Below are 24,725 nucleotides of genomic sequence, written 5' to 3' on the forward strand. Positions count from 1 at the left end.
GTTAGAAGTGTTGCGGGACATGAGTCTGCAACAGGATCTAATCCTGGAAACAGTAGAGGAAATTCCGTTGTATTTCCAACCCAGTTTCTTCTACACCGAACAGAATTTAGCCATTTCTATCCTCAAACTACTCGAACAGCCTCAGTCAGTAGATTTACCCCGCGTCCGCAGTTGGATCGATAGGTTCACTCAAAGTCAGGGAATTAATCTCTCGCCCGAACAGCAGCAAGCGGTGGAGATGGCAGCAACCCAACGGGTGATGATTCTGACTGGTGGCCCAGGTTGTGGGAAGACGTTCTGTACTCGCACGATTGTTGCTTTATGGAAGGCAATGGATAAGAAAATTGCCCTGGCCGCACCGACGGGTAGAGCCGCTCAGAGGCTGTCAGAAATGGCTGGAATAGAGGCTAAAACCATTCACCGTCTATTGGAGTTCGATCCGGCGACTAGAGGATTTAAACGGGGTGTAGAGGAGCCTTTGCCTCACAATGCAATTGTCGTCGATGAGGCTTCGATGCTGGATCTGTTTCTAGCAAATTCTCTAATTAAGGCGATTCGGACTGATGCTCATTTACTGATTGTAGGAGATATCGATCAACTGCCTTCGGTGGGGCCAGGGAGCGTGTTAGGCGATCTGATTAAGTCGGGTCGGATTCCAGTAGTCAGGCTGACTCAGGTATTCCGTCAAGCTCAATCGAGTGGGATTATTCGTGCAGCTCACCAAATTAATCGCGGACAGTATCCCACTCTCGAAACGATTTCCGACGCGCCGCAGTCGGATTGTTTGTGGCATAGTGGTGGTTTTGAGCCGGAACATGGGGTGCAAACAATCTGTGAACTGATTCGAGATTTTATTCCTAGTTTAGGTTTTAATCCCGTTACCGATGTCCAAGTGCTATGTCCAATGACGAGAGGGGTGGTGGGAACTAGGAACTTAAATCAGGTGTTGCAAGAGTTGCTCAATCCTCCCGCGCCTGAGAAAGCTCAAATTAATCGGGGTGGGGATATTTTGAGGGTGGGAGATCGGGTGATTCAACTTAAAAATGATTACGACCGAGAGGTATTTAATGGGGATTTGGGGGTGGTTGGCTCGATCGATTCAACCGAGCATGAGGTGATGATTCAGTTTGAGGGTAGAGAAGTTATCTATGACTATGCGGACTTGAATGAATTAGGGTTAGCTTGGTCGATTTCAATTCATAAATCCCAAGGTTCGGAGTATCCGGTGGTAATTTTGCCGCTGTACATGCAGCATTATTTGTTGTTATCGCGGAATTTGGTGTATAACGGATTGACGCGGGCGAAGAAGTTAGCGATCGTCGTAGGATCGAATAAGGCAATTGGTTTGGCGGTGAGACAAGATCGGATGGGGAAAAGATATACTCGTTTACCAGCAAGATTGGGAGGAAATACATTATCTACAATCCATCAATCTTAAAATCTACGTCTCTCAATCAAATATTTTACCTTTGGGGACAATACCACGATCTCCTGACGACAAATGCCACAAAATTAAGTATTCATCTCTTTAGGGCTTTGTGGACGACTCAATTCAAACATCGAATCACTGGTGACTAGATCGTACCAATTACCACCCATGCGACTGATATAGTTTACCTGAGTTGGATCGATTTCCCCGTTTACCATCAAGTACTCAGCGACGTGGAAGTAGACGACTTCGCCGATGACGTAGTTGGCGGAATTTACCTCATTACCATGCGAGACGATTTGATAGAGCCGACATTCCATCGCCATCAAACTCTCGGCTACTCGTGATGGACGAACTTTAACTGTGGGTGCTGGAGTAAAACCAGCTTGCTCCCATTCACTCACGCCGGATTCAAAATCGATCGAGGCAGTATTCACCCGCTCTTGCATTCCTGCGCTGACGATATTAATTGTAAACTCACCAGTGGCTTGAATATTTTGGAGTGTATCCTTGAGCTGTCCGTGGCGATTGGTAAGTGGTGAAAAGGCAACTGAGGGTGGATTGAGTCCACCCGCCATAAAAAAGCTAAACGGAGCCAAATTCGGAATACCGTCAGCAGAGATGGTCGATACAAAGGCAATTGGGCGCGGTGCAACCAGATGGTTGAGCAATCGATAGGCTTCGGTTGGGGATAACTTGGTGCAGTCAAATCCTAAGTAGGGCTGTACGACAGTTCGATCGTGAGGATTTTGTGACATGGGATTTATGAGGGTGATGGCATGGGACAATTTATATTGTGAAGGATCGTCGATTAGCAACGTGCAAGCTTTGCGGTGAAGATTAAAATCTCAGATTAGAATTATGGCTCTCACGCTGGATTATCCAGATAATTGGTCGGACATTGCAGCCACCGTTAAGCAAGCAGCAGGTTATCGTTGTAACCGCTGCGGTTTGAAGTGTTTGCCTCCACATAATAGTTACCGCCATCTCGATCTCTCGCTCAGACGCAAACTCTCAGCGCAAGTCCACCACCTGGATGGGAATCCCGCCCAGAATGACACGTCCAATCTAGTTTGTTTATGCAGCGGGTGTCATTTAAGAATGCACCGCCATCGTCCCCAGCCGACACCAGGGCAGTTATCACTGAAGTTAAAGCTGCCTACCAACCGCCGTTCGCGTCGAAAGCCAAGTAATTATCAGATGACTTTTACCGATCTCATCGAGCGATTGCCTCGACTGCCAGTAGAATCGATCGAGCAGATTGAGCTAGCAATTGAGCTAGTTTGACAGTCGCTGCACCATTGAAAGGGCGCGTTTGTGGTTAGCCACTGTGGTTCTTTTCCGCTGGCGTTCTTGAGCTTGAACAAGGATGCGATTTAATAGTTCGGGTGTGTTGACAACCTCTAGAAACATCGCTTCAATCAACACTTCACGACAAATCTGTTCTCGGTAGCATAAAGCATGTAATTCATCATTGAGAGCTTTTTCTAACCGGAGGGTGGTCTGTTTAACATCGATCGTCAGTGGCGATCCCTCAGTGCCAGTAGAGATTCTATTATTCGCAATATCCAGATTTCTAGATATCTGGATATCTGGAAGTCTGGATATCTTTAACTCATTGGATGTCGAATTGGCTGAAGCAATAGCTTCAATAGCTTCAGCAGGAGAGATTGTTGATTTCTCAAGATCTGGAAGTGTAGATATCTGGATATCTGGATATTTAGGTACTTCGATATCAGAGTTGCTAGATGTCGAAGTATCTACAACTATAGTAGGGGTAGGAGTCATCCCAGGATCGCGTCTGGGGACTTCTGGACGTTGACGATTCTTGATTCGTTCTAGAGCATCAGTCACGGGTCAGTACCTCCATAAGTTTAGTAAAGGGATATTCTAGTTGTTCGTGTCCTAGTTCGGTAAGTGTTTTACCTTGGCGAATCCCTTTTTTAAACTGTTCTGATTCTTTAATTGAAGGGAAGATGGTCAAATCGGGAAATAACTCGGCCATTGCTGCGATATTTTCCCTACTGTCTACAGTCTGAGTATTACCTACCCAGCGATCGCGAAAGGGGATAACTCCTAAAATCGAGCCTGTGAAGGCTGCGAGATTCGTCTGTTCGCCTACAAACTTGAGGGTATCGATCAGACTATTCACTCCCTTCGTATTGGACTCCACCGGAATTAACGCTAGATCTGCCGCGCCCAGAGCAGTCAGGCAGATTTGGGAACGAGAAGGCTGAACATCAATAATTACATAATCGAAGAGGTCGGCAACAGCCTTGAGCCGTAGTTTGAGGATAAAGGCACCCGTGCCACTACTAGCAAGAAAGTCTGAGACTTTAAATAAACTGCGATCGGCAGGAATCACAAATAGATTAGGATACTGAGTGGCATAAATCCCATCTTCAGTAGTCACAACTCCTGTCAATACTTCCATTAAGCTGGGTTCGTTCTCTTCAACTTCCTGTCCGAGATAAAAAGTCAGATTAGCTTGGGGATCGGCATCGATCGCGAGTACCCGTTTACCCTGCTGGGCAAGGAGAAGAGCCGTGAAGAAGGCAGCAGTCGTTTTCCCTTGACCCCCACTCAAAGAGATAAAGGCACAGATTTTCATACAAACCTCCTAGATGTCTAGATATCTACATGTCTAGAAACTTATACTATCATCTTGTTTCCATAAATGCTCGATCTCGACCTTTAAGCTTCCCCACTGGAATATATTGTTTGCTGGTACTAATCGCTGCGACTGTCAGGATTAAGTAGACAAAACTATTGAGAAAATATAGAGCGTACTCAACCGATCGTGAGCAAGGATGCTAGAGCGATCGCTCACAAGCTAGAAAAGACAATGCGGGTAACAATCGAAGTCCAAGACCAAATTGAAATCAATATAGGCAGAAAGCTGGAATTAGATTTACGGGTTGTTGATGCTGAGTCAGCACCAGAATATTACTACTCGGTAGTCGAGGCTAAAAATTGAACTGGGCTGTATTCGACTTACAATCGTTTTCAAATGCAAGAGTGCTACAAAATTTTGTTGAGACAGTTACAGTAAATATGTTAGACTTCATTGTAATTCAATATTTGGCAATTTAATTCAACAACTTCGGACGGTAAAAATCAACTCCTCGCCAAGTGAGTTTGAGATCGATTTACAAGGTTTAGTAGCGGCGAGGAGCAAGATTTTTACCTCTATCTCTGGTTGGGTCGATCTAGAAATTCTGTACGCGAACGCAAAAGCTAGTCACCTAAGCTGGTTTTAGCGTAGCGGTGACTGTCCGAACCGATCTCCAGCAATTTGCAAGAGGAGCTAGAAAATTTTGGAGGCTCGGACGGTCAAAAACCAGCCGCCCCGCAGGGCAGAAGTTTTGAACGAAAACGTCGCGCATTCCCCGTACCATGCCAGCAGGAAGGAGTTAGCGGCGGGTAGGTGAGGAATTACCAATCACCATTTAAACCAATTCTCAGTATCACCAGATCGTTAACTCGTGCTTAATTCGGTCGCTTGTTTGCCTAAACTAGTTCCAAGTAATTACTTGGAACTAGTTTAATCGTTTAAACCCAGGCACCAAGCTATTTAAACTCCGATAGCTTGGTTTAAAATTCGCTGCTGGTCGATGGACATCTATCGACTAGAAATGTTATTCAACATAGGTTATGAGCTTTATTATAGTTCCAAGTAATTACTTGGAACTAATCGAACAAGCTAGAATCGTCTTTAGCTATATATTTCCAGCAATTAGCACCTTAACTTACTCCCAATCGCCAGAACTAGTTCCAAGTAATTACTTGGAACTAACCCATCGCTTCAAATCTAGATTCATCAGTCATTTCAGCCTTTAAATATCGATCTAGGAATTAGATCGATCTGGCCAACATTAGCAACTGGCAAGGATTGTACGGGCTGATTAGTTCCAAGTAATTACTTGGAACTAATTAAGTGGTCAAAATATATAGCTATTAAAGGTTTTATTTAACAGTCTATCGCGAACAGATAACAATATCATTCATGCTAAATCGCTTAAAACTGTCTGCTAGCAACAGCTTAACCGATTTAGCATAGTTCCAAGTAATTACTTGGAACTGTAAATATAGCTCAAAACCACCTCTAGCTGTGCATTCCCCGCGATTAGTACTTTTACGGCAGCTACTTGTTCGGGTCTAACGGAGACGGTATGGGATTTGTACTTGCCATCTGGTTCTTTTTGCTTGTAACTCAAGTGCCAAAACCAATGCAAGACGTTGTTAACGTTACGGTCGATACTTACTAATGGATATTCCCGAATCTCGCCGTTGCGTAACTTCTTTTTCTTAATGCGTTGGCAGAGAGTACCGCTGCGACCAGGAATGCGATCTCCGCGCAGTTTCATGTAGAATAGTTAAAGAAATATTTTGATTTTGGGTAGTAACTAATTTAGTTATTACTCTTTTTATTATATTACCGATTGTTGCCACGCGAAGTAATTAATATAACAATATGAGATTCAATCTTTTGTATATTTGAGATGACAGAGCAATTTCTCAACTATTACCGATCGTACTTATAAATATTTACTTAAATTCAAATTGAGATATTAAATCAATAATTTGAGATGCCAACTCAAGTAAGTTTTGCAACTTAACTATCGATCGCATCTACAAAATTCCGAGGTGAATGCTCGAATACGTCCAAAATGAGCGATAGTAATGACTTCAGGTATACCCAGATCGACTAATTCCAGATGGCAGTAGCAAAGCAGAATAACTCCGACTCGTTCGAGCAGAAATTATGGAAGACCGCCGATAAGCTCCGCAAGAACATCGACGCGGCGGAATACAAGCACATCGTGCTGGGGCTGATCTTCCTCAAATACATCTCTGATGCCTTTGATGTCCTGCACGATAAGCTGCTTTCAGGCGCGGGTGATTACGCTGGAGCCGACCCTGAAGATCGGGATGAGTACTCGGCGGAGAATGTGTTTTTCGTGCCTGTAGAGGCGCGGTGGGCGTATCTGCAAGCTCAGGCAAAACAGACGGATATCGGTAAGACGGTCGATTTGGCGATGGAATCGATCGAAAAGGAGAACGCCAAGCGGTTGAAAGGGATTCTGCCCAAGGTATATGGACAGCAGAAACTCGACCAAAAATCCCTGGGTGGCTTAATCGATTTGATTGGTTCGATTAAGTTGGGTAGTGCGGAGGCGGTGGCACAGGATTTACTCGGACAAGTTTATGAGTACTTTCTCGGACAATTTGCCCTGGCTGAAGGTAAGAAGGGCGGACAGTTCTACACGCCCGAAAGTATCGTCCGGCTGTTGGTGGCAATTCTCGAACCTTATAATGGGCGGGTATTCGATCCTTGCTGTGGTTCGGGGGGAATGTTCGTCCAAAGTGAAAAGTTCGTCCGCCATCACCAGGGGCGGTTGGATGCGGAGATTAAAACTCAGTTGTTGAAGGTGGGGTTCGATATTGGTGATATTTAAGTGGTAGGAGAATCAAACCAAAATCTAGAGAATCCTACATGGCATCCGTGCTATCATGCTATGATGATAGTATCATTTAAAAATACTGAAACAGAAGATATCTTCAACGGTGCAAGTACGAAAGCAGCGCGGAAACTTTGTCCAGAATCAATTTGGAGAGTGGCAACTAGAAAACTCGACCAAATCGATTCTGTAATTAGTGTTGAAGAATTGAGCGTCCCCCCAGGAAACCGATTGGAAAAGCTAACAGGAGATCGGGACGGACAGTATAGCATTCGCATTAATGAGCAATATCGCATCTGCTTTTACTGGTCGGATCTTGGTGCGGAAGATGTAGAAATTGTCGATTATCACTAACGTTTTGGAGATTAATAATTATGGTTCGTATTCCTACTCATCGATCGCCGACTCATCCAGGTGAAATGCTATTAGCTGAATTTTTAGAACCGATGGGGTTAACTCAAAAAGAGTTAGCCGATGCTATCTACGTTCCCTATCAACGGATTAATGAAATCGTCAATGGCAAGCGTGGTATTACTCCCAGTACGGCTCTGAGATTGGCTAAGTTTTTCAATGTTTCTAGTGATTTCTGGCTAAATCTACAGGTGCGCTGGGATCTTTATTATGCAAATGAGTCAGAAGCTCAGACGGTTGCTAAGATTGAAACGTATGTAGTCAGCTAATCTTGAAGTTTATCGAGCAGAGGTGAAGTAATGACTTTTCAAGAAATCGTAAATTCAATTGGCAGTTTATCGACTGAGGAACGCGATCGGTTATTCGATCTAATTCGCCAGCAAAGAATCGAGGAACAGGAGACTGAAACTTTAGCTAATTATCGAGAGTTGCAGCAAGCGATTAAAGATGGGACGGCTAAGAAAGGCAGCGTCCAAGATTTGATTGCCGATCTACTAGGAGATAATGATGAAAATTGTTTGGAGTATTGGATTTAAGCGATCTTTTAAGAAGATCGTCAGGAAAAATCCTCAATTAAAAGACCGGATTACTGAGGTGCTAATTCTGTTAGCTGACGATCCATTTACTCCATCATTAAAATCCCATCGACTAGGTGGCAAGTTAGCCGGATTATGGTCTTGTTCTGTCGCTTATGATTGTCGGGTTATTTTCAGTCTTTCTGAAGATGAGGAGATATTAGAAATGTTTATTTTACTAGTTAATATCGGCTCTCACGACGAGGTTTATTGAAGATTGGGTTTAAGATCGGCGATATCTAAAGATGTTGAAAATTCGATTCTAATGAGGTGATGAAACAATGACTTTTCAAGAAATGATAGATTTAATTGAAGAATTATCAACTGAAGACCAAGATGAATTATTCGAGCTAATTCGCAAGCGACGAGTTGAGCAGCGAGGCGCGGAGATTTTGGCTAATGCTCAAATAGCTTTTAAGGCGGTGGAAGAGGGGACGGCTAGACGGGGGAGTTTTGAAGATGTAAAGTCTTATCTACTAGAAGAAGAGATGGAGTTACCCCCTATTAAACGTCGGATTTTTTCAACTGAATTAGCGGGAAAAATTGAAATTTTCGGTGATATTGTTAGTCCGATTAGCTCCGATCTGGTGAACCGGATTCAACTATTGGTCGCCCAAGTCGAGATCGACCTCGACGCACCATTAGAAGATGATGAGGAAAATTGATGATGAAATTACAGCAGCTATTACAGGAAAAGCGCGAGGATATTCTCGCTGTGGCGGCGAAACATGGGGCATTTAATGTGCGGGTGTTTGGTTCAGTATCTAGAGGTGAGGAGACGGAAACTAGCGATATCGATCTATTGGTAGATTACGATCTCCAGAAGATTTCGGCGTGGTTTCCAGGTGGGTTGTTGATGGACTTACAAGATTTATTAGATCGCAAGGTGGATATTGTGACTGAGCAGGGGTTGAGTCATTTAATTAAGGAGCGAGTATTAGCTGAGGCGAAATCTCTATGAATCTAGAAAAGGACAAAGTTTATGTCGAGCATATTCTAGAATGTATAGACAAAATCAACCAGTATACGGGCAGTGATAAGCAACGATTTATTAGTGATGATTTAGTCCAGGATGGGGTTTTACGCCGTCTGCAAACGATGGCAGAATCGACTCAACGGCTATCCGACAATCTCAAACAAACTGCCCCAGATGTGGATTGGCGGGCTTTGTCGGGTTTTAGAAATGTCTTGGTTCATGATTATCTCAATGGTATCGATCTAAATCGGATTTGGGATATTGTCGATAACTATTTACCAGCACTGAAAAAGGCTGTTGAAGGTATTGCTAGCCAGTTGTTGGAATGATTGGAGAATTGATATTTTGATGACGATCGAGAGTTGGTTTATTAGTAAGGGTGTGGGTTGAGTAATGAGTGAATGGAAAGAAAGCAAAATACATACCCTTTGTGAAGCAATCATTGATTGTGTGAATAAAACTGCGCCAACAGTTGAAAAAGTCACGCCTTATCGAATGATTAGAACATCTAATGTAAAAGACGGATGTATTGACCTGTCAAGTACAAATTATGTCACTGAAGACATATTCACCAAGTGGACTAGGAGATCTACTTTAAAGAAAGGAGATATTGTTTTAACAGGAGAAGCTCCCTTAGGTGAACTCGGAAAAATTATAGACGGAAAAAATTTATTTCTGGGTCAACGTCTGATGATGTATCGACCTAATGTAAATATTGTAGATCCAGATTTTTTGTTTTATGCTTTCCTATCACGAGAAGTAAAACATCAAATAAAAAGCTGTGGCATGGGATCTACAGTCGAGCATATGCGGGTTGCAGATTGTAGCGAAATTATTGTTAAACATCCAGATTTAGGACAACAGAAAGAAATTGGGAAAACTCTATCTCTTCTAGACGCTAAAATCGATAACCTCAAACGACAAAATGAAACCCTAGAAGAGATAGCCCGATCGATCTTCAAGCATTGGTTTATAGATTTCGAGTTCCCCAACCCAGACGGCAAGCCCTACAAATCATCTGGTGGTGCAATGGTTCGATCGGATTTAGGCGATATTCCCGAAGGTTGGCGGGTTGGGAAATTGGGAGATGTTGGGAAAATTATTACTGGAAAGACTCCTAGCACACAAAGTCCTGAATTGTGGGGAGAGGATTTGCCTTTTATCACTCCTACTGATTTTAAGAATTATGGAAAATATATTCTTGGGGCTGAAAGAAAAATTTCTCGACTAGCTAGTACCAAATTTAAAAACTATATTATTCCTAAAAACTCAATCATAGTAACTTGTATAGGATCTGACATGGGCAAAGTGGTTAAAACAGCTATCTCCTGTATGACTAATCAGCAAATTAATTCAATAATATTGTTTGACAAAATCTACTTTCATGAATATATTTTTAATTATTTAAAAAATCAATATAAGCTATTGAGAAATATTGCTCTTGGAGGTTCAACAATGCCGATCATTAATAAAACAGCATTCTCTGATATCGAAATTATAATTCCTTGTAGTGAATCATTAAATATATTTGAAAACATTATTAGTCCTCTGAACGATAAAATCATAAACAATGATAGTTCGATTCAGATCCTAACTAAAACCCGTGATGCTTTACTACCTAAACTAATGAGCGGTCAAATCCGTGTTAAAGAATAGCCGATGAAACCAGAATTATTTGATATTGTAGAACTCTTAGTTAACTTACCAGAATTTCAGCAATCGCTCGGCACTCAAGGAACCATTGTTGAATGTCACGCTCCAAATCATTTTGAAGTTGAATTTAGTAATGAAGCTGGAGAAACTATCGCCCTGTGTGTTCTATCTCCCCAGCAATTTATTGTTGTTTGGCAAGCTCAAAGCAATCTGTACACTGTATTAAACCCAGAATCATTATCCCAACTCGATCTTGCTACCGCGATCGATCGACGCTTCGCAGATCTCGGCAAATTTGAACTACCAGAAACCCCCAGAGATGCAATGAGAGCAGCCCCCAACTTTGACGCAGAATAACCCATGAAATCCATCACCGAAGACGAGATCGAACAGTACCAACTCCAACTTCTCCAAACCCTCGGCTATGCCTACAGCAACGGCTACGACATTCAACCCGAAGGTAAACAGCAAGAGCGGGAGAGCTTCGGTGATGTCATTTTAATCGACAGGTTAACCCGACAGGTCACGCGGATTAATCCCACCATTCCCCCTGATGCCAGACAACAAGCAGTAAGGGAAATCTTCAATATTGCCAGTCCAGATCTACTCAACAATAACGAAATCTTCCATCGCTATCTCACCGAAGGCATCACCGTTGAATATCAAAAAGATGGCGATACCAGAGGCGAACAAGTTTGGTTGATTGACTGGAAGAACTTAGACAACAACGAATTTCTGGCAGTCAATCAATTTACCGTCATCGAAGATAACCACAATCGCCGCCCCGATTTGGTGTTATTTATTAATGGCTTACCCCTCGTCATCGTCGAACTCAAAAACGCCGCCGATGAAAAAGCCAATCTCAACGCCGCCTACAATCAACTCCAAACCTACAAGCGCGAAATTCCCAGCCTGTTTACCTACAACGCCCTATTGGTAATCTCCGATGGACTCCTAGCCCGTGCTGGTTCCCTCACCGCTGGTTTCAATCGGTTCTCGACTTGGAAACTCTTGTCCCCCTCCCCCTGGGAGGGGCTAGGGGAGGGAGCAACCAACGAACTAGAAATCCTTACCAATGGGCTATTAAATCGCCATACATTACTCGATTTAATCCGTCACTTCACCGTGTTTGAAAAGTCCAAATCTGAAGCTCCAGACACGGGCATCATCAGCATTACTACCGTTAAAAAAGTTGCGGCTTACCATCAATATTACGCGGTGAATAAAGCCGTCGAATCGATCGTCACCGCTGCATCGAGCGATGGTAAAGGTGGTGTGCTGTGGCATACCCAAGGTTCGGGTAAATCCTTGTCGATGGTGTTTCTAGCGGGAAAACTGGTCGTTAATCCCCAACTAAAGAACCCCACCATTATAATGTTGACCGATCGCAATGATTTAGACGACCAATTATTCGATACCTTTGCTGGCTGTCAACAACTGCTCCGCCAAGCTCCCCAACAGGCAGATAATCGCGATGCCCTCCCCCAAGCTTGCTTCGTCGGCTTTACAGGTACCCCCGTCGAACAAGCCGACATCAATACCCCCGCCATTTTTGGCGAATACATCGACATCTACGACATCGCCCAAGCCGTCCGCGATGGGGCTACCGTGCCGATTTATTACGAGAGCCGCCTAGTGCAGGTAGATTTAGATGAAACTGGTCGTCAACTCCTAGACGAACTCGACGAAGACCTCAGTTTTGAAGACCTCACCACCACCCAAACCGCCAAAGCCAACCAAACCAGCGTTGAAGCGATTATCGGCTCGACCAAACGGATTAACCAAATCGCCGCCGATATCATCACCCACTTTGAAACTCGTCAACAGGTGAATAAAGGGAAGGCGATGATCGTCACCATCAGCCGTCAAGTTGCTGTCAATCTGTATGATGCGATCGTCAAAATCCGCCCCGATTGGCACGGTGACGATCTCACCACGGGCAAAATCAAAGTCATCATCACCGCCACCGCCTCAGATGAGGGAAATCTAGTCGCCCACCACAGTAATAAAAGCCAACGCCAATACCTCGCTAAACGCCTCAAAGATCCCGAAAATAGCCTCGAACTCGTTATCGTCTGCGATATGTGGTTGACGGGCTTTGATGCCCCCTGTCTGCACACGATGTACATCGACAAACCGCTCAAAAGTCACAATCTGATGCAAGCGATCGCCAGAATTAACCGTGTCTTTCATGAGAAGCAAGGCGGCTTAATCGTCGATTATCTGGGACTCGCGGAAGAACTCAAGATTGCTCTAGCTTTCTACTCTCAAAGTGGCGGACAAGGGGCATTGACACTCGATCGCGATGTGGCGGTTGGGTTGGTCCTTGCGAAGTTAGAAGTCGTCGAGCAGATTATGTCTGGCTTTAGCTATGGGCATTACTTCCAAGCCACCACGGGCGAAAAACTAAATATCCTCGTCGGTGCTGCCAACTATGCCGCCGCACCCGCCATTAAAGACCGATTTCTAGCGGAAGTTACCGCCCTCTCAAAAGTCCATTCCCTAGCTGTACCCCATCCAGATGCGATCGCCGCGTCGGAACTTATTTCTTTCTTCCAAGCGATTCAAGCCAGTCTCAGGAAGCTCGACGGTAGCAATGAAGGGCTTTCCAACCGCGAGATCGAAACGGCAATTCGCCAAGTTGTAGACCAAGCCTTAGTTTCAGCGACAGTAACTAACATCTTCGATGAAGCGGGATTCAAGACTCCCGATCTCTCGATCGTTTCCGATGAATTTGTCGCCGAACTCCTGGGAATGGAACACAAAAACCTCGCCGTCGAACTGCTCCAGAAACTGCTCAAAGATGAAATAAAACACCGCAGCCGGACTAATATCGTCCAAAGTCGCAAACTAGCGGAGATGTTAGATGATGCCCTCCGCCGCTATCGCAACCAAGTAATTAGCGTCATCGATGTGTTGGAGGAACTACTCGAACTCGCCAAAGATACTAAAGCCGCTAATGCTAGGGGCGAAGAACTCAAACTAGAGCCTTACGAACTAGCTTTTTATGATGCCCTCTCCCAAAACCACAGCGCACGGGAAATCATGGGAGTGGATAAATTGCGAGAATTGGCGATTGTCCTGGTGGAGAGGATTAGGAAGAATGCTTCGATCGACTGGAATCTCAAAGAGAGCGTCCGCGCTCGGATGAAAGTCGCAGTTAAGCGGTTACTCAGACAGTATGGTTATCCCCCAGATATGGAAGCTCTAGCGACCGAGTTAGTATTAGAGCAAGCGAGAGTGTTTACTGAGTTTGAGGTTAATGGGTAATATCGCAATCGGGTAGTTCACATCTGCCGTAAAATCCAACGATTGACGGTACTCCTGAGCATGTTTCTTAGAGCGGATGCAGATGTACGACCTTCAGATTAAAATTCGATCGGTTCGATCGAATCTGCCATCAATGCTCGATCGCCATCGCGCTAAAGTTAATTTTCCTGGGACTGCATATACCAGCCACCCAATCGGACACCCTGAAGTTCCAGAGGCTTTATCACCGCTGGCTATTGGAAAGTTGCCTCAAACTGCGACCGACATCTCGCAGTCTGTTCGATTAGAGCGATCGCGCTAAAATTAGTCTGGAGCTAGTACTCGATCGAACACAGTATACGTTAAAGAAGTAAAGAATATGGGTGATGCTAAAAGAAAAAAATTAATCTGTAATGCTTATCGTTTAGAGCCGTACTTTACAGGGATCGAGACATTAAGAGCGGGTGCATCAGTAGAAATTGAAGACTATATTAAGGCGCAAGAAAAAAACGATCTCGATCCAAAGTCAGAAGTTTCGGGTGCAATCTTAAAGTTAATCAAGAACTTAGATCCAGATAACAAAAACCTTATTCTATGCGACCCAACGCGTCCCGAAGCTATTATTATGACTTCAAGTTCTGAATATATCGAAAATCTAAAGCAGAGGCAAGATTCTTTAACCGAGACTGCAATCTCTGAAGTTGATAAAATATTGGGTGACTACGACCCTCGACAAGAAATTATAGTTGCGTCTTTCCTCTCGACAGCTCCAAAATATCATACAATCGATTATAAATGTTTCATTGTTATTATGAAATATAAATTTGAGTATAGAAATATTTACTATTAACGAAACTTCAGGCTGGTGAGTCGCCCAATAATTGTAAGTCGTTAAGTTCGTATTGAATTGTTCGTTGGAGATGTTCATGATAAACAACAAACGGTTTGGAGAGCGAGCTAAATATGTATCGCACTACCCCAATCGCTCCCGTCACAGTTCGCACCATCGATCCGATGACCGGATGGACAGTTAGAGGGTTTGGTCGTGTAAGGGACACATCATCTGGCTGGTGTTGTTCTGGTGTGTCGGGGTATTGAATTGTCGGTGCAGATAGATCCTCCGCTCTTGAATTATCGGTAGATTTCTCAGTTACAACTCGTGCAATCCCAGCGGTTATCTGTCGCACAGCGATTCGCTCATCCTCACTCAACACCTGCCACAGCTCGATTTTTGCTAAGGGTGTGAGATTCGCCGTTAGATCTCGCACTTCCAAATCTGAGCGAGCCGACGCAAGTTTATCTGCTAACTCTAATGTCTGCTGGATCTCCTCCAGCTTAGGATGCTGTAGAAATTCTGACAGCAGCACGTCAGGTAGAGCCGCAAGATTCCCCCGCATCTGTCGAGCAATCTCCACAAGGGATCTGACTGACTTACCTACAACATTCGCCGCATCGCGTTCAATTTCCCAAACTCCACTAGCGAGTGCGTGGTGAGACACATTCCACGTTCCGCCATCGGAATCGATAACCACCCAATCCAATCCATTCGTAGACACCACTTGGCAATTAGCTAATGCAGCATAAGTCTTGCGTCCAACTTTGTGTTCGTTCCGTCGTAACTTAGTTCCAATCTCAATTGCACAAACTGGAGCTGAATCTGGCTCGATCTCAATTCGGGATTCAAGCTCGAAGCTACTCCCATTACTGTTACTAACCTCGACAATCGCCTCAATCTCGACAATCGCTTCAATCTCCTCAATCTGAAGATCGGAGCGATCGTCATTGAAATCTTCCGTAGCATGAATATTTTCGACTGGCAGATTTTGGATCTCTAGTGTGACAGATGTAGAGTGAAGGTTGGGATCGAGAGTGGGAGGGTTAGAAAGATTAGAAAGGTTAGGAAGATCTAATTCTGATTCAGGTTCGATACTGAGAGATTGGAAATTGAGGATAGATTGACAGAATAGATTGATGCAGTGCAACTGTAACTGGTGATGTAGCCAACCGCTGTGGACTCGTCCCACATAAGTTTCATATAGAGGGGGGGTGTGGGACAAGTTAGTCTCAGACTGGGTTTGAGCGACTGGATTTGGAAGATTATTTTCTGGGGCAATTGGCTGTAATGATTGGTGGGTAATGGTTGAAGGGGAGTTAGGGGGGGGTGTGGGATCTTTTTCTAGATTGCTGTCTAGTTTGGCTATTTCCGCTCCAAACCACAGCGATTTGTATGCTGGTTTGTACAAGGTGTTACGACTGATGGCTTCTCCAAATAGTTCGATGGATTTGGTGCGGATTGCGGCGATTTTAGCTGTGATTTGTTTGGGTATTTCAGTTAATGCGGTGAGGATGGCGTTTATTCTTTGTTCTGTACGCTTGGCTAGGTTGTGATTGTGTTGGTTGCGTGTGGCTTTAATACGTTTGGCTGTCAGGTGGGGATTGAGTCCGCTCCGTGCTGGAAATCCGCAGTATTCGACGTAGTAACCCTGGCGTTCGGTGTTTTCTACCCAACCTTTGATTACGGCTTTGATTTCGTGTTGGTGGCGGCAGAACTCACGGTAGCCTGGTGTGGCGAGGATGAGTTCGTGGAGACAGTTTTTTAGTTCTTCTCCTTTTAATCCGAGAAATACTACTCCATAGGCAATAAAGTTAGGTAGGAGGGTGTTGGTTTGACCATGAGCTGTCCAACCGATGGTTTGAATTGTCCATTCTAGGTTTTCTTTCCACTCACGGGCTATTTCTGTGTAGTCTTTGTGATGTTGTTGATATTTGGCGATGCCTTTGTTGCTGGTGTATTTGGCATAACATGTGTCCATTTTGCGACTGAGCAGTTCCATGTCTTGAGCTTGTGCTGACTGCTCTGTTCTAGCTAGGAATGCTGCTAACATGCTTTCATGCGTCAGGTTCTCATGATTGAGGAGGATTTTGCCGTCTTCATCGAGTAGGAGACTGCCACTCTTAGGCTGTAAGGGTGCTCGATGTGGGTTATAATATGTAAAGAATCCTTTTTCTCCATACGGTTTGGGGTTGGGGAAACACTCTAGTTGTCCTTTGAGGATGTGGATGCCTGCGTCGATAAATGTGACGTGGAGGAGGGTGGCCAGCCGGATTGTGGATACGTTTTTGGGTAAGCATCCATAGAGATGGATGCCTTGGCTGTGGGAGCTGCGAATGAGGTCTGTTCTGACTATGCCGATGCTTTCTAAGATCTGGCGCAGTTTTGCTAGTGCTGTGGAATCGATGTCTGGATGATATCGACTGCCATAGTCGATGTCAATCATGAAGTATTTGGTCGTGGTGCCGAAGCTGACTCCCAGGAGGGTGAGTTCGTCGCTGTAGCGTTTGACGAATTCTCCACGGGTGAGTCGATATTTTCGGTTGGTGCGCCACTTAGGTTTGGGCGTGTTTTCGGCGGTGATGAAGTTGAAGCCGATGTGGAACAGGTGAGAAAGTCTGGTATGCAGTTTTAGATTGAGTATCATCGTTCCTAGTTGGGGTAACTAGGGCTGACTCGATTTACTTAAAAAACTAGCGTAGTTCTGATTTAGACGTAACGAAATAAAACCCATTCATTTCCATCGTATTTTCACTTGATGCCGATCTTATTGACAGTTAGGATGGGCTGGCAGTAGTACTTATCAACCAATGAACAGTTGGTATAACTGCAACCAGACAACATTTAGGCAGTCATCATGGCAGAATCGAGAAAATGTTGGAATAAATTTAATTTCATGCTAAAGTAGAACTACTTAATTCTTTAAAGATCCCCAACTGGCAAGTAAGAAATCTGAAAAGAAGTGTTTGAGTAGTCTATTGAAGTAAATTCAAAGCCTCGCCAAAAGCCCTGGATGTAAGTCTGGGGCTTTTGGTTTGCCCTATCGATCGTGGATTTGGTATTAGTGAGCTACATTTTTGAGTGAGATTGTGTCTTAACTTAGGTTGAGACTCGCTCTAGGTCGAATTAATCTATTGTTAAGCCAGTCGTTCAAATACATATCGAATATCTTACCATGAAACTAATCTTAGGCAACAAATTAGTTTAAGGATTGCGTTTGAGTAAGATCGTTAGCTGCCGATTTTGTGTGAAAACTACGATTGACTGAGTTTTTACCATGACTCGGACGATTGACGTTCGGACGCAAACTGCACTCTAGCTTGTCGATGGGAGTCCCATTGGTACAGTGGCTTTCCCACAAGTCGAATATTTGACAGGGAGGATAGGATGAGAGGTTTTCAGCTAGCGAGAGCTTGGTTGGCATTGGTAGATTGCTAGCCTTAAAATTGGGATTTACTGCTAAAATGTCAACTGCTTTTCCAGCCCTTCGCATTTGATATGCTGTAGAACTACCAATCCCCAGATTTTTCATCCAGGCAATGAAGTTCTTGTGCCTACCCAGCCATAGGTTTTTCTCATCAACTAAACGGCAAAGCGACCAAAGTTCGTGTCGCTCCTCATCAGACTTGTTATGCAAAAGTTCGCGGATGCGGTTTTCTGCTTCATCTAACATTAGTTTTCTGTTCATGATTTAGACAGTTGCGTTATTAAGGGCATCCTCTATTACGATCGATTAAACCTCTTTCGCATTAGTCACCTACATTTGGAATGCAGGTAATTCGTGCTTATGTTTAAATAGTCTCCGCGTCCAATTGAAGATTGGATCGGTAGAATTTCTGTCTAGTAATAAATGTTACTTCAACCGACCGAAACTCCAAGTATCGTCGCTGAATGTTAAAACGTCGATTTTGGCACCTTTTCAGGAATCAACACAGTTAAGCTTGATGTTCTTGTAAAGGCTCTACTGACTTTCCGATCGACCCTACTTAATCTGTGAAAGCACTCCTGCACAATGATAGGAGCCATCTTTCCCATCACACTTAATCCTTTGCTAGCAATTTAACACGGCTAATACTTAAATTCCACTTGTAGATCTAAAGTAGGTTGGATACTAAGTACTCAACTTACCAGACTTTGTATAAATTCAAACTTGAATAGTTACAAGATTAACTTTTAAGTTATAAATATCTAGAATAATTCTTAAAATCCATGTCTGAAGTTATTAACAAAAGCTCTCAGTCAGTCGAGCTTCATATTTCAGTTCCGAGGCACTGCGAACAATACCTACAGAAAACGGCTGCTAGTCTTGGGTATAGCCGAGCGGGCAAGGGAAATATTCGCAAATTACTAATTGACTTTGGTAGCAAGAAATACACGTTAATTCCAGAGCAATCGACTGATGAAGCGATCGAGATACGCAATGTATTACTTGGATACATCGATAAATGTATTACTTTTACAGTTCAAGTTCAAAACTTGGAATCTGTTAGCTATCATGACATCCTTTCAGCTAATCTCGCACTCAATCGTGGGGGTAAATACATACTACAAGCACATACCAATCGTTTAAATCGGCAAGAATTTAGTAAAATTGGTTACAATTGGGAGATTGACTTGGATCGGATCGTAGCCATACACCAAAGTAGTCGTCCTTGGGTTAAGCTTATGCCAACGGCTAAGATTGAATTCTGGCTCAGTTCTGCATTTTATTCAAGCTACGTTCCAAGCCACATGGACGTTACAAGTATCCAAAGTAAATATCAAAATATTGAAGGTGTAGCAATCGTTAGAGAAATATATACAAGTCAAATAGTTATTTCTGAATTGCTTTCATACGGAAATAATTGTTGGTTAAAATCTCCTATAGCTATTCGTAATAAATTGACAAGAGAGCTAAAAGCTACCTTGCAACGATATTTGTCGTAAGCTAAATGGCTGAAAGTAGATTGGCTTTGGTACGGTGACGATTGCTTAAAAATCGGTATTTTGCCGTAGTATAATTTTTCAAGAATGTTAGCAGATGCAATCTTGCTTTCCTAGCGCATATCAAACAATAAAGTTCATTAACATATCGAATTGATTTTTTACGAGGTATTTTGCGGGATTTTTTACAAGATTTTTTGCGGGATTTTTTGCGGGATTTTTTGCGAACCGTAGATGCTTAAAGCAGTTCTTCTTATTTTTCTAAATAGCTCAATCTTTGTCAGAGCCTCGTTTGCGTCAAACAAAAAGTACCCAAATATCCTATACTGATGGCTTATTCTCAGACATTTTTTTTCCAATCTGGGCACTTGTTGAATTTGAAGTACTGATGCTATGTTAATTGTCATTCAGTAGGAAGTGATTCTAGTAGTGCCGATAACTGCACGAGCATATCCTTGGCAATTCAGAAGGCTTACCGAGAATATAGTTACTACATACATTGTGAAATTTAAGGTGCTACTATGAACTACGCAAATTCGCTTGTCAAATCCAGAAGTAAAATCTCTTGGAAACAAGTTCGTTATGTCTTAATAGGCTTCTTCACTGCGATTATTTGGGGAGGGAACTTAGCTCCTAAAGCTAATGCAGCCCCAATCTACGATGCCTTTGTAACCTACTCAACTACTAAAATAACGGCAATAATGGCTGGATTTCCAGTTGCGGGGCCACTGTTTACCACTCTTTTCACTGCTATTGCGAATCTTATTCCTTGGGCTGTGCTGCTTATAGTTGGTGGCGTAGCAATCTGGCAGGCTTATTTGGGGTATCAAGAATACGACCGGGAAAACTTTTCGGGGATAGTTAAACCCATGCTAAATATTATCGTACTCGTAATTCTTGTGATTACGACAGATAGAATCGTAACATATATGTTCACGGGTGCATAATTTCTGGACTAAATTTCCCACAGCTACAACTGTTTCCATCTGTTTATATGGAAAGAAAAACACGAATCGAGGTCAATCGGGCGTTAAGACGTAGAGCGAAGATGATGGGCATTCCTCGCGATGTCGCGATTGTATTAGCTCTAATTGTATTTATCTCTTTACTTTTAGTTTACTTTCACGTTCCAGCTAATATCGTTGCCGCCCTCTTTGTCACATTCTTTTTTACTGCCATCTTATCACTGAAGGATGGGATGGCAGATGTACTCGCGAGAAATAGGGAACCAAAAAATTACACCAGAGGGTGCCTGAACTATCGATCGCCACTATCAGATTTGACATCTAAGTTTATAGACCGTCGCTTCAGGAAAAAGTAACTGATGCGGACTTTGCCACCGCTTCAGCGAATTAATTACTTGGTTTAATCCTTTAATTTATCGATCGGTTATGAAAAAGAAGGAAAGCAACAAATCCCAAAAACCAGAGCGGGAACTCAGAAAATTAAAGCATCAAGGCTTGGGCAAAAAGAAGAAGCTGCTCTACCCGCTAGAAACCTCAACACATTTGCAAAGTATCATCAACTATACCTTGCCAAATGGTACACAAGTTGGTGCTTTACTAATGAACACCAGCAGTAAAGTAGACTCTCCAGAATATAAATTGCGATTTATTTGGCAATGTCCAGGCATTCATGATGATTTTGGCGAGGTGGCAGCGAGATCGATCGTTAATTCAGTTTCATCTTTAAGTCACGAATTACCAATCGGCGAGAAGTTGCGCGTTGAGTTTCAATCATTCTCAGATCGTACCGACCGCCTCAATGAATTAATAGCCCAATTTGAAACGGCATCGCCTCAAGCGCAGACATTAATTGCTGAGGAAATGCTAATTTTGCAAAATCTCGATATTAGCGGTCAACGTCGCCCTCACAAGGTATTTTTGATGGGCACTTTTACTCCCGATCTGGGAGTGCGAGAGCAAAAGCTAATTGAGAAAATTATCAAATTTGGTACCCTTTGGTATCAAAGGCTGTCCGGTGCAATCGAAGAAATTCGCCAACAAACGATCGATGAAGTTCTCCTAAATGCCTACGAGCAGGGCTTTTTTGAGTGGTCTAACTTATTTAGAGATAAACTTCAGCTCAAAGCCACTCCCCTGTCTGGTGAGGAAGTATGGCAGCATTGCTGGAAAGAACTAAATCGCTTCAACGATCGGATCGAAGAACTCGAACCGGAGCCAGCACCGCAACTAATTGAATTTAATTTGCAAAATGGGACGATTGGCGAAAACGTGAGGACGCAACTGCATCCAACTACCGTAATGATGCGCTATCCTACTGCGGTGCCATCTTCCAATCGCGACCACATCGCAGTAGATCGGCGGCATGTCGGCAGTCTTTTGCTGAAACTCCAACCCAAAGTCTTTGAAGAAGCAGGTAATGAGTCGTACCAGGAAGTTCAACTGCATTATCTATCAAATTTGATGGCAATCGGCCAGGCTCACGATTATCGAATCGTGCTAGAGCTATCGCGTCCCCAAGCGATCGGTGTTCGGTACAACAACCAGCAGCTCATCCGCCAAAATCATTACCGCAAGAAAGAAACAGAGGAAAAAGGACAAGTTGATGTTTTGGCTGATGAGGAGCTGAAAGAAGCCCTCGAAACCGAGCGGATGTTAATTGGTGGCGATACGAGCGTCGAATTTTCGGTCTGTATGTTTGTTTACAGAGAAACATTGGAGGAGATGCACTTCGCCGCTCGTGACTTCTGCTCGCATTTCCGATCGCCAGCGATCCTGCTGCTGGAAGTAGATACCTCTGATTCGCTGTGGGTATCATCCCTACCATTTTATGCCAAGTCGATGCTAGTGGATGTCCGCGACAGGCGCGATCGCGAACGCCCTGAAATCGTCGCTGCTTACTTTCCATTGGTAACAACAGTCAACGCCCACAAATCTGGCATCGAATTTATCGCCAATAAAGGAGGTTCGCCGATCTATTTCGACCCCTTCACTCACATGGGCCACACTGCCATTTGGGGAAAGACTCGATCTGGTAAAACCTTGTATGCAGCATTCAACATTCACAAAGCACTAAGCCAAGAAATTCCGACTACGATCTTAGATCAGCCGCCAACCAAGGAGGCTAGTTCGTTCCAGGCATTTACGAAACACATGGGTGGGGCTTATATCGATGTCTTTAACGATTCCCTTAACTTCTTTGAAACTCCCCTCCTCGCTGAAGATATCGATCCCGATACACGTCAGGACATGAGAAGGCAGAACGAAGATTTCATCCTCCAAATTCTAACTTCAATGGTCTTAGGTTGGAAGGGCGAACTTCCAGGCGTGAGTAGCACTAAAGTAATCTCGATGCTGACAACTGCGATCAAAAACTTCTTCAAAGACGAACGGATCTTAATCCGGTACGAACGAGCGATTAATGGGGGGATTGGCTCTAGAGCTTGGCAAGATTACCCCATCCTCTCAGACTTCAAGAAGTTCTGCACGATCGAACGCATCAATCTTCCAGAAGCAACCGCTGACGATATCGATACTCTCAGCACGATCCAACTGCAATTACAGCGGTGGATCGATGGCTCCTACGGTAAGACTATAAATTCTCCGAGTTCTGTCAAACTCGATAGTCAGTTAATGACGATCGCCATGCGGGGGGTTAGTAATAATGACGACGCGGCGGTATTCGGCACGATTATGTACGCAGCAGCCATGCGGCGAGCCATTGTCTCGGCACAAGGCAAGGGTTCGTTGCTATTTATCGACGAAGCTTCAATCACCTTTGACTTAGCTCCGCTCTCACTCTGCGTCGGTCGAGTTGCAGCAAACGGACTCAAAGCCGGAATGCGCCTAATGATTGCCGCGCAGGAGCCGAGCAGCGTCTATAACAGTGCAGGAGGGAAGAAAATCAAAGACGCACTCTCTTATCACCTCATCGGCAGAATAGGTGACTCCCTTGCTGAGTATTGCGATCCTAAATTACTGGGAGTCCCCGAAGCATTGGCATTGCCTAATGCCAGCAAAGATTTTGAGCCAGATAAAGCCACTTGCTCCAGCCAGTGGCTGCTCAAAATAGACGATCGGTTTACTGCCGCACGGATTTACCTCCCGCCCTCGCTGGTAGCTCTAACCGCTAACAATATCGACGAGCAGCAAGAGCGCAAAGCTCGCATGGCAGAGCAAAACGGTCGGATTAACGAATTAACCCTTATCGCTAATTGAGAAAAAATTATGAAAAGACATTCTTTATTACTAACGATCTTCGGTAACGTAATCTTACCGATCGCCGCGATTTCTGGAGCTAGTGCTGCAACGTTGAAACCGTCAATGGTAATTCCAGACTCGATCTTATCTGGAAATTCAATCGATCTAGGCAACTCAATTCCAGCATTTAATCCCCAGGGTATCCAGTCGATTCTATCCGGCGGTGGCGGTCTTTCTAGCATCTTTAGCGGGATTGTTGGTGCATTTCCAGGGCTAGATCCCAATATTGCTTCAGCTTTAACAACTGCATCGAAATACTTACCAATCGCTCAAAGTGTATTGTCGGGTCAGAAACCCACGATCGCTCAAATCGGACAAGTTGCGGCAGGGATTAATGGCGGTACTGGCGTGGGGATTAACTTTGGTAGCTGGGGACTAGATGCAGGAGGTAAAATTCAACCCTTAAATTCCGACGGCAGTATCAAAACTAACGATCCGACAGGCAAGATGATTGCTTATCAGGCTTCTAACTTACTTAATGGCAAAGGCTTAGATATTAGTGCCGTCGTATCTCAGATCGATCTGGGTAAAGTTAAATCTGCAACTAGCGTTGCCGAAGCTCAACGTCAAAATAATAGCGAAGCAACGGCTTCAATTATAAATGCTAATGGCGAAAGTAGTAATTCTACTTTGACTGTTGCCGCTAACCAAGGAGCAAATATTGCTAGTGCAGGTAGTAGTTTTAAACAGTTAGCAGCCATCGGAAACATTGGCGCACAATCGCTGGTTACAGCTACAAGTGCTAATACAATCGGCGTTGGTATATTGTCTCAAAATGACGTTCAAGCCAAGTATAACGCCTTAACGCAACAACGAAATATCGCCGAAGACGAGCAAAAGCGAATTAGTGCAGAGAAGAATGCTCTTGCTAATACTTATGTTGAGGCTAACCAAGATAAAGCTCGCGCTCACCTGTGTGCATCAAGTAATATTTGCTGGCTTTATTAATTATTAAGTACAAGCACGTTTGCACTTGCCAGTAGCAAACGCAA

General features: G+C 43.8%; 26 protein-coding genes and 1 pseudogene. 21 read left to right on the forward strand and 6 right to left on the reverse strand.

From position 1 onward, the window contains the following. A partial coding sequence (locus tag ACEW9J_RS21120) for an ATP-dependent RecD-like DNA helicase (protein ID WP_373547058.1) occupies positions 1–1,438 on the forward strand: 1,438 nt, incomplete at its 5' end. A gap of 74 nt (positions 1,439–1,512) precedes the next feature. Here ACEW9J_RS21120 and ACEW9J_RS21125 read toward each other — a convergent pair. Then, complete coding sequence (locus tag ACEW9J_RS21125) at positions 1,513–2,187, reverse strand: flavin reductase family protein (RefSeq protein ID WP_373547059.1); 675 nt, start codon at positions 2,185–2,187, stop codon at positions 1,513–1,515. A gap of 103 nt (positions 2,188–2,290) precedes the next feature. Between ACEW9J_RS21125 and ACEW9J_RS21130 the strand changes: the two genes are divergently transcribed. Beyond that, a complete protein-coding gene (locus tag ACEW9J_RS21130) occupies positions 2,291–2,716 on the forward strand; it encodes a restriction endonuclease (RefSeq protein WP_373547060.1) in 426 nt (141 codons plus the stop codon). Here the strand turns inward: ACEW9J_RS21130 and ACEW9J_RS21135 are convergent. Both ACEW9J_RS21135 and ACEW9J_RS21140 read right to left on the reverse strand, forming a co-directional pair. Then, positions 2,708–3,283 (reverse strand): hypothetical protein, encoded by a 576-nt coding sequence (locus ACEW9J_RS21135; protein ID WP_373547061.1) that lies wholly within the window; start codon positions 3,281–3,283, stop codon positions 2,708–2,710. The two genes, ACEW9J_RS21130 and ACEW9J_RS21135, sit on opposite strands and share 9 nt — an antisense overlap. Further along, a complete protein-coding gene (locus ACEW9J_RS21140; RefSeq protein ID WP_373547062.1) occupies positions 3,276–4,040 on the reverse strand; it encodes a ParA family protein in 765 nt (254 codons plus the stop codon). Before ACEW9J_RS21140 ends, ACEW9J_RS21135 begins: the two co-directional genes overlap by 8 nt. Positions 4,041–4,229: 189 nt before the next feature. Here ACEW9J_RS21140 and ACEW9J_RS21145 point away from each other — a divergent pair, with 189 nt between their 5' ends. Further along, positions 4,230–4,406 carry a hypothetical protein gene (locus tag ACEW9J_RS21145; protein WP_373547063.1) on the forward strand — a complete coding sequence of 59 codons (177 nt, stop codon included), beginning with the start codon at positions 4,230–4,232 and terminating at the stop codon, positions 4,404–4,406. Positions 4,407–5,499: 1,093 nt separating this feature from the next. Here the strand turns inward: ACEW9J_RS21145 and ACEW9J_RS21150 are convergent. Next, positions 5,500–5,796, reverse strand: a complete 297-nt coding sequence (locus ACEW9J_RS21150) for a hypothetical protein (RefSeq protein ID WP_373547064.1) — start codon at positions 5,794–5,796, stop codon at positions 5,500–5,502. Positions 5,797–6,147: 351 nt separating this feature from the next. On the opposite strand from ACEW9J_RS21150, the pseudogene ACEW9J_RS21155 reads away from it, so the two are divergent. From ACEW9J_RS21155 to ACEW9J_RS21215, 13 genes and pseudogenes are all read left to right on the forward strand, one after another. Further along, positions 6,148–6,834 (forward strand): annotated as a pseudogene (locus ACEW9J_RS21155) (N-6 DNA methylase); the annotation flags it as partial. Between the two features lie 117 nt (positions 6,835–6,951). Beyond that, positions 6,952–7,245, forward strand: coding sequence for a type II toxin-antitoxin system RelE/ParE family toxin (locus ACEW9J_RS21160; protein WP_373547087.1), 294 nt, complete (start codon positions 6,952–6,954; stop codon positions 7,243–7,245). A gap of 20 nt (positions 7,246–7,265) precedes the next feature. Beyond that, the gene (locus ACEW9J_RS21165) at positions 7,266–7,571 is read left to right on the forward strand and encodes a HigA family addiction module antitoxin (RefSeq protein ID WP_373547065.1); all 306 of its coding nucleotides are present in this window, start codon (positions 7,266–7,268) and stop codon (positions 7,569–7,571) included. Positions 7,572–7,601: 30 nt separating this feature from the next. Beyond that, positions 7,602–7,838, forward strand: coding sequence for a hypothetical protein (locus ACEW9J_RS21170; RefSeq protein ID WP_373547066.1), 237 nt, complete (start codon positions 7,602–7,604; stop codon positions 7,836–7,838). Next, positions 7,810–8,091: a type II toxin-antitoxin system YafQ family toxin gene (locus ACEW9J_RS21175; RefSeq protein ID WP_373547088.1), complete on the forward strand. Its 282-nt coding sequence runs from the start codon at positions 7,810–7,812 to the stop codon at positions 8,089–8,091. The genes ACEW9J_RS21170 and ACEW9J_RS21175 overlap by 29 nt, the downstream gene beginning before the upstream one ends. A 67-nt stretch (positions 8,092–8,158) precedes the next feature. Continuing rightward, positions 8,159–8,542, forward strand: a complete 384-nt coding sequence (locus tag ACEW9J_RS21180) for a hypothetical protein (protein ID WP_373547067.1) — start codon at positions 8,159–8,161, stop codon at positions 8,540–8,542. 2 nt (positions 8,543–8,544) lie between these two features. Beyond that, positions 8,545–8,838, forward strand: a complete 294-nt coding sequence (locus tag ACEW9J_RS21185) for a nucleotidyltransferase family protein (protein WP_373547089.1) — start codon at positions 8,545–8,547, stop codon at positions 8,836–8,838. After that, positions 8,835–9,182, forward strand: a complete 348-nt coding sequence (locus tag ACEW9J_RS21190) for a DUF86 domain-containing protein (protein WP_373547068.1) — start codon at positions 8,835–8,837, stop codon at positions 9,180–9,182. The genes ACEW9J_RS21185 and ACEW9J_RS21190 overlap by 4 nt, the downstream gene beginning before the upstream one ends. A gap of 64 nt (positions 9,183–9,246) precedes the next feature. Beyond that, a complete protein-coding gene (locus ACEW9J_RS21195; RefSeq protein WP_373547069.1) occupies positions 9,247–10,509 on the forward strand; it encodes a restriction endonuclease subunit S in 1,263 nt (420 codons plus the stop codon). Positions 10,510–10,512: 3 nt separating this feature from the next. After that, a complete protein-coding gene (locus ACEW9J_RS21200; protein ID WP_373547070.1) occupies positions 10,513–10,863 on the forward strand; it encodes a DUF4926 domain-containing protein in 351 nt (116 codons plus the stop codon). Positions 10,864–10,866: 3 nt separating this feature from the next. Beyond that, positions 10,867–13,776: a type I restriction endonuclease subunit R gene (locus ACEW9J_RS21205; protein ID WP_373547071.1), complete on the forward strand. Its 2,910-nt coding sequence runs from the start codon at positions 10,867–10,869 to the stop codon at positions 13,774–13,776. An 82-nt stretch (positions 13,777–13,858) separates the two neighbouring features. After that, positions 13,859–14,077, forward strand: a complete 219-nt coding sequence (locus ACEW9J_RS21210; RefSeq protein ID WP_373547072.1) for a hypothetical protein — start codon at positions 13,859–13,861, stop codon at positions 14,075–14,077. 57 nt (positions 14,078–14,134) lie between these two features. Continuing rightward, positions 14,135–14,605 (forward strand): hypothetical protein, encoded by a 471-nt coding sequence (locus tag ACEW9J_RS21215; protein WP_373547073.1) that lies wholly within the window; start codon positions 14,135–14,137, stop codon positions 14,603–14,605. 7 nt (positions 14,606–14,612) lie between these two features. On the opposite strand, the gene ACEW9J_RS21220 is transcribed toward ACEW9J_RS21215, so the two are convergent. After that, the gene (locus tag ACEW9J_RS21220; RefSeq protein WP_373547074.1) at positions 14,613–17,234 is read right to left on the reverse strand and encodes a hypothetical protein; all 2,622 of its coding nucleotides are present in this window, start codon (positions 17,232–17,234) and stop codon (positions 14,613–14,615) included. A 552-nt stretch (positions 17,235–17,786) separates the two neighbouring features. Next, on the reverse strand, positions 17,787–18,275 hold the full coding sequence (locus tag ACEW9J_RS21225; protein ID WP_373547075.1) for a hypothetical protein: 489 nt from the start codon (positions 18,273–18,275) through the stop codon (positions 17,787–17,789). Between the two features lie 521 nt (positions 18,276–18,796). On the opposite strand from ACEW9J_RS21225, the gene ACEW9J_RS21230 reads away from it, so the two are divergent. From ACEW9J_RS21230 to ACEW9J_RS21250, 5 genes are all read left to right on the forward strand, one after another. Next, the gene (locus ACEW9J_RS21230) at positions 18,797–19,513 is read left to right on the forward strand and encodes a hypothetical protein (RefSeq protein WP_373547076.1); all 717 of its coding nucleotides are present in this window, start codon (positions 18,797–18,799) and stop codon (positions 19,511–19,513) included. Positions 19,514–20,031: 518 nt separating this feature from the next. Continuing rightward, positions 20,032–20,457, forward strand: coding sequence for a hypothetical protein (locus tag ACEW9J_RS21235; RefSeq protein WP_373547077.1), 426 nt, complete (start codon positions 20,032–20,034; stop codon positions 20,455–20,457). 47 nt (positions 20,458–20,504) lie between these two features. Continuing rightward, a complete protein-coding gene (locus ACEW9J_RS21240; RefSeq protein ID WP_373547078.1) occupies positions 20,505–20,831 on the forward strand; it encodes a type IV secretion system protein VirB3 in 327 nt (108 codons plus the stop codon). A 70-nt stretch (positions 20,832–20,901) separates the two neighbouring features. After that, entirely contained in the window at positions 20,902–23,691 is a 2,790-nt protein-coding gene (locus ACEW9J_RS21245; RefSeq protein WP_373547079.1) for a hypothetical protein, read from the forward strand. Positions 23,692–23,700: 9 nt separating this feature from the next. Further along, positions 23,701–24,681: a hypothetical protein gene (locus tag ACEW9J_RS21250; RefSeq protein WP_373547080.1), complete on the forward strand. Its 981-nt coding sequence runs from the start codon at positions 23,701–23,703 to the stop codon at positions 24,679–24,681. Positions 24,682–24,725: the final 44 nt, after the last annotated feature.

It is taken from the genome of Chamaesiphon sp. (assembly GCF_041737865.1).
Classification (GTDB): Bacteria; Cyanobacteriota; Cyanobacteriia; order Cyanobacteriales; family Chamaesiphonaceae; genus Chamaesiphon.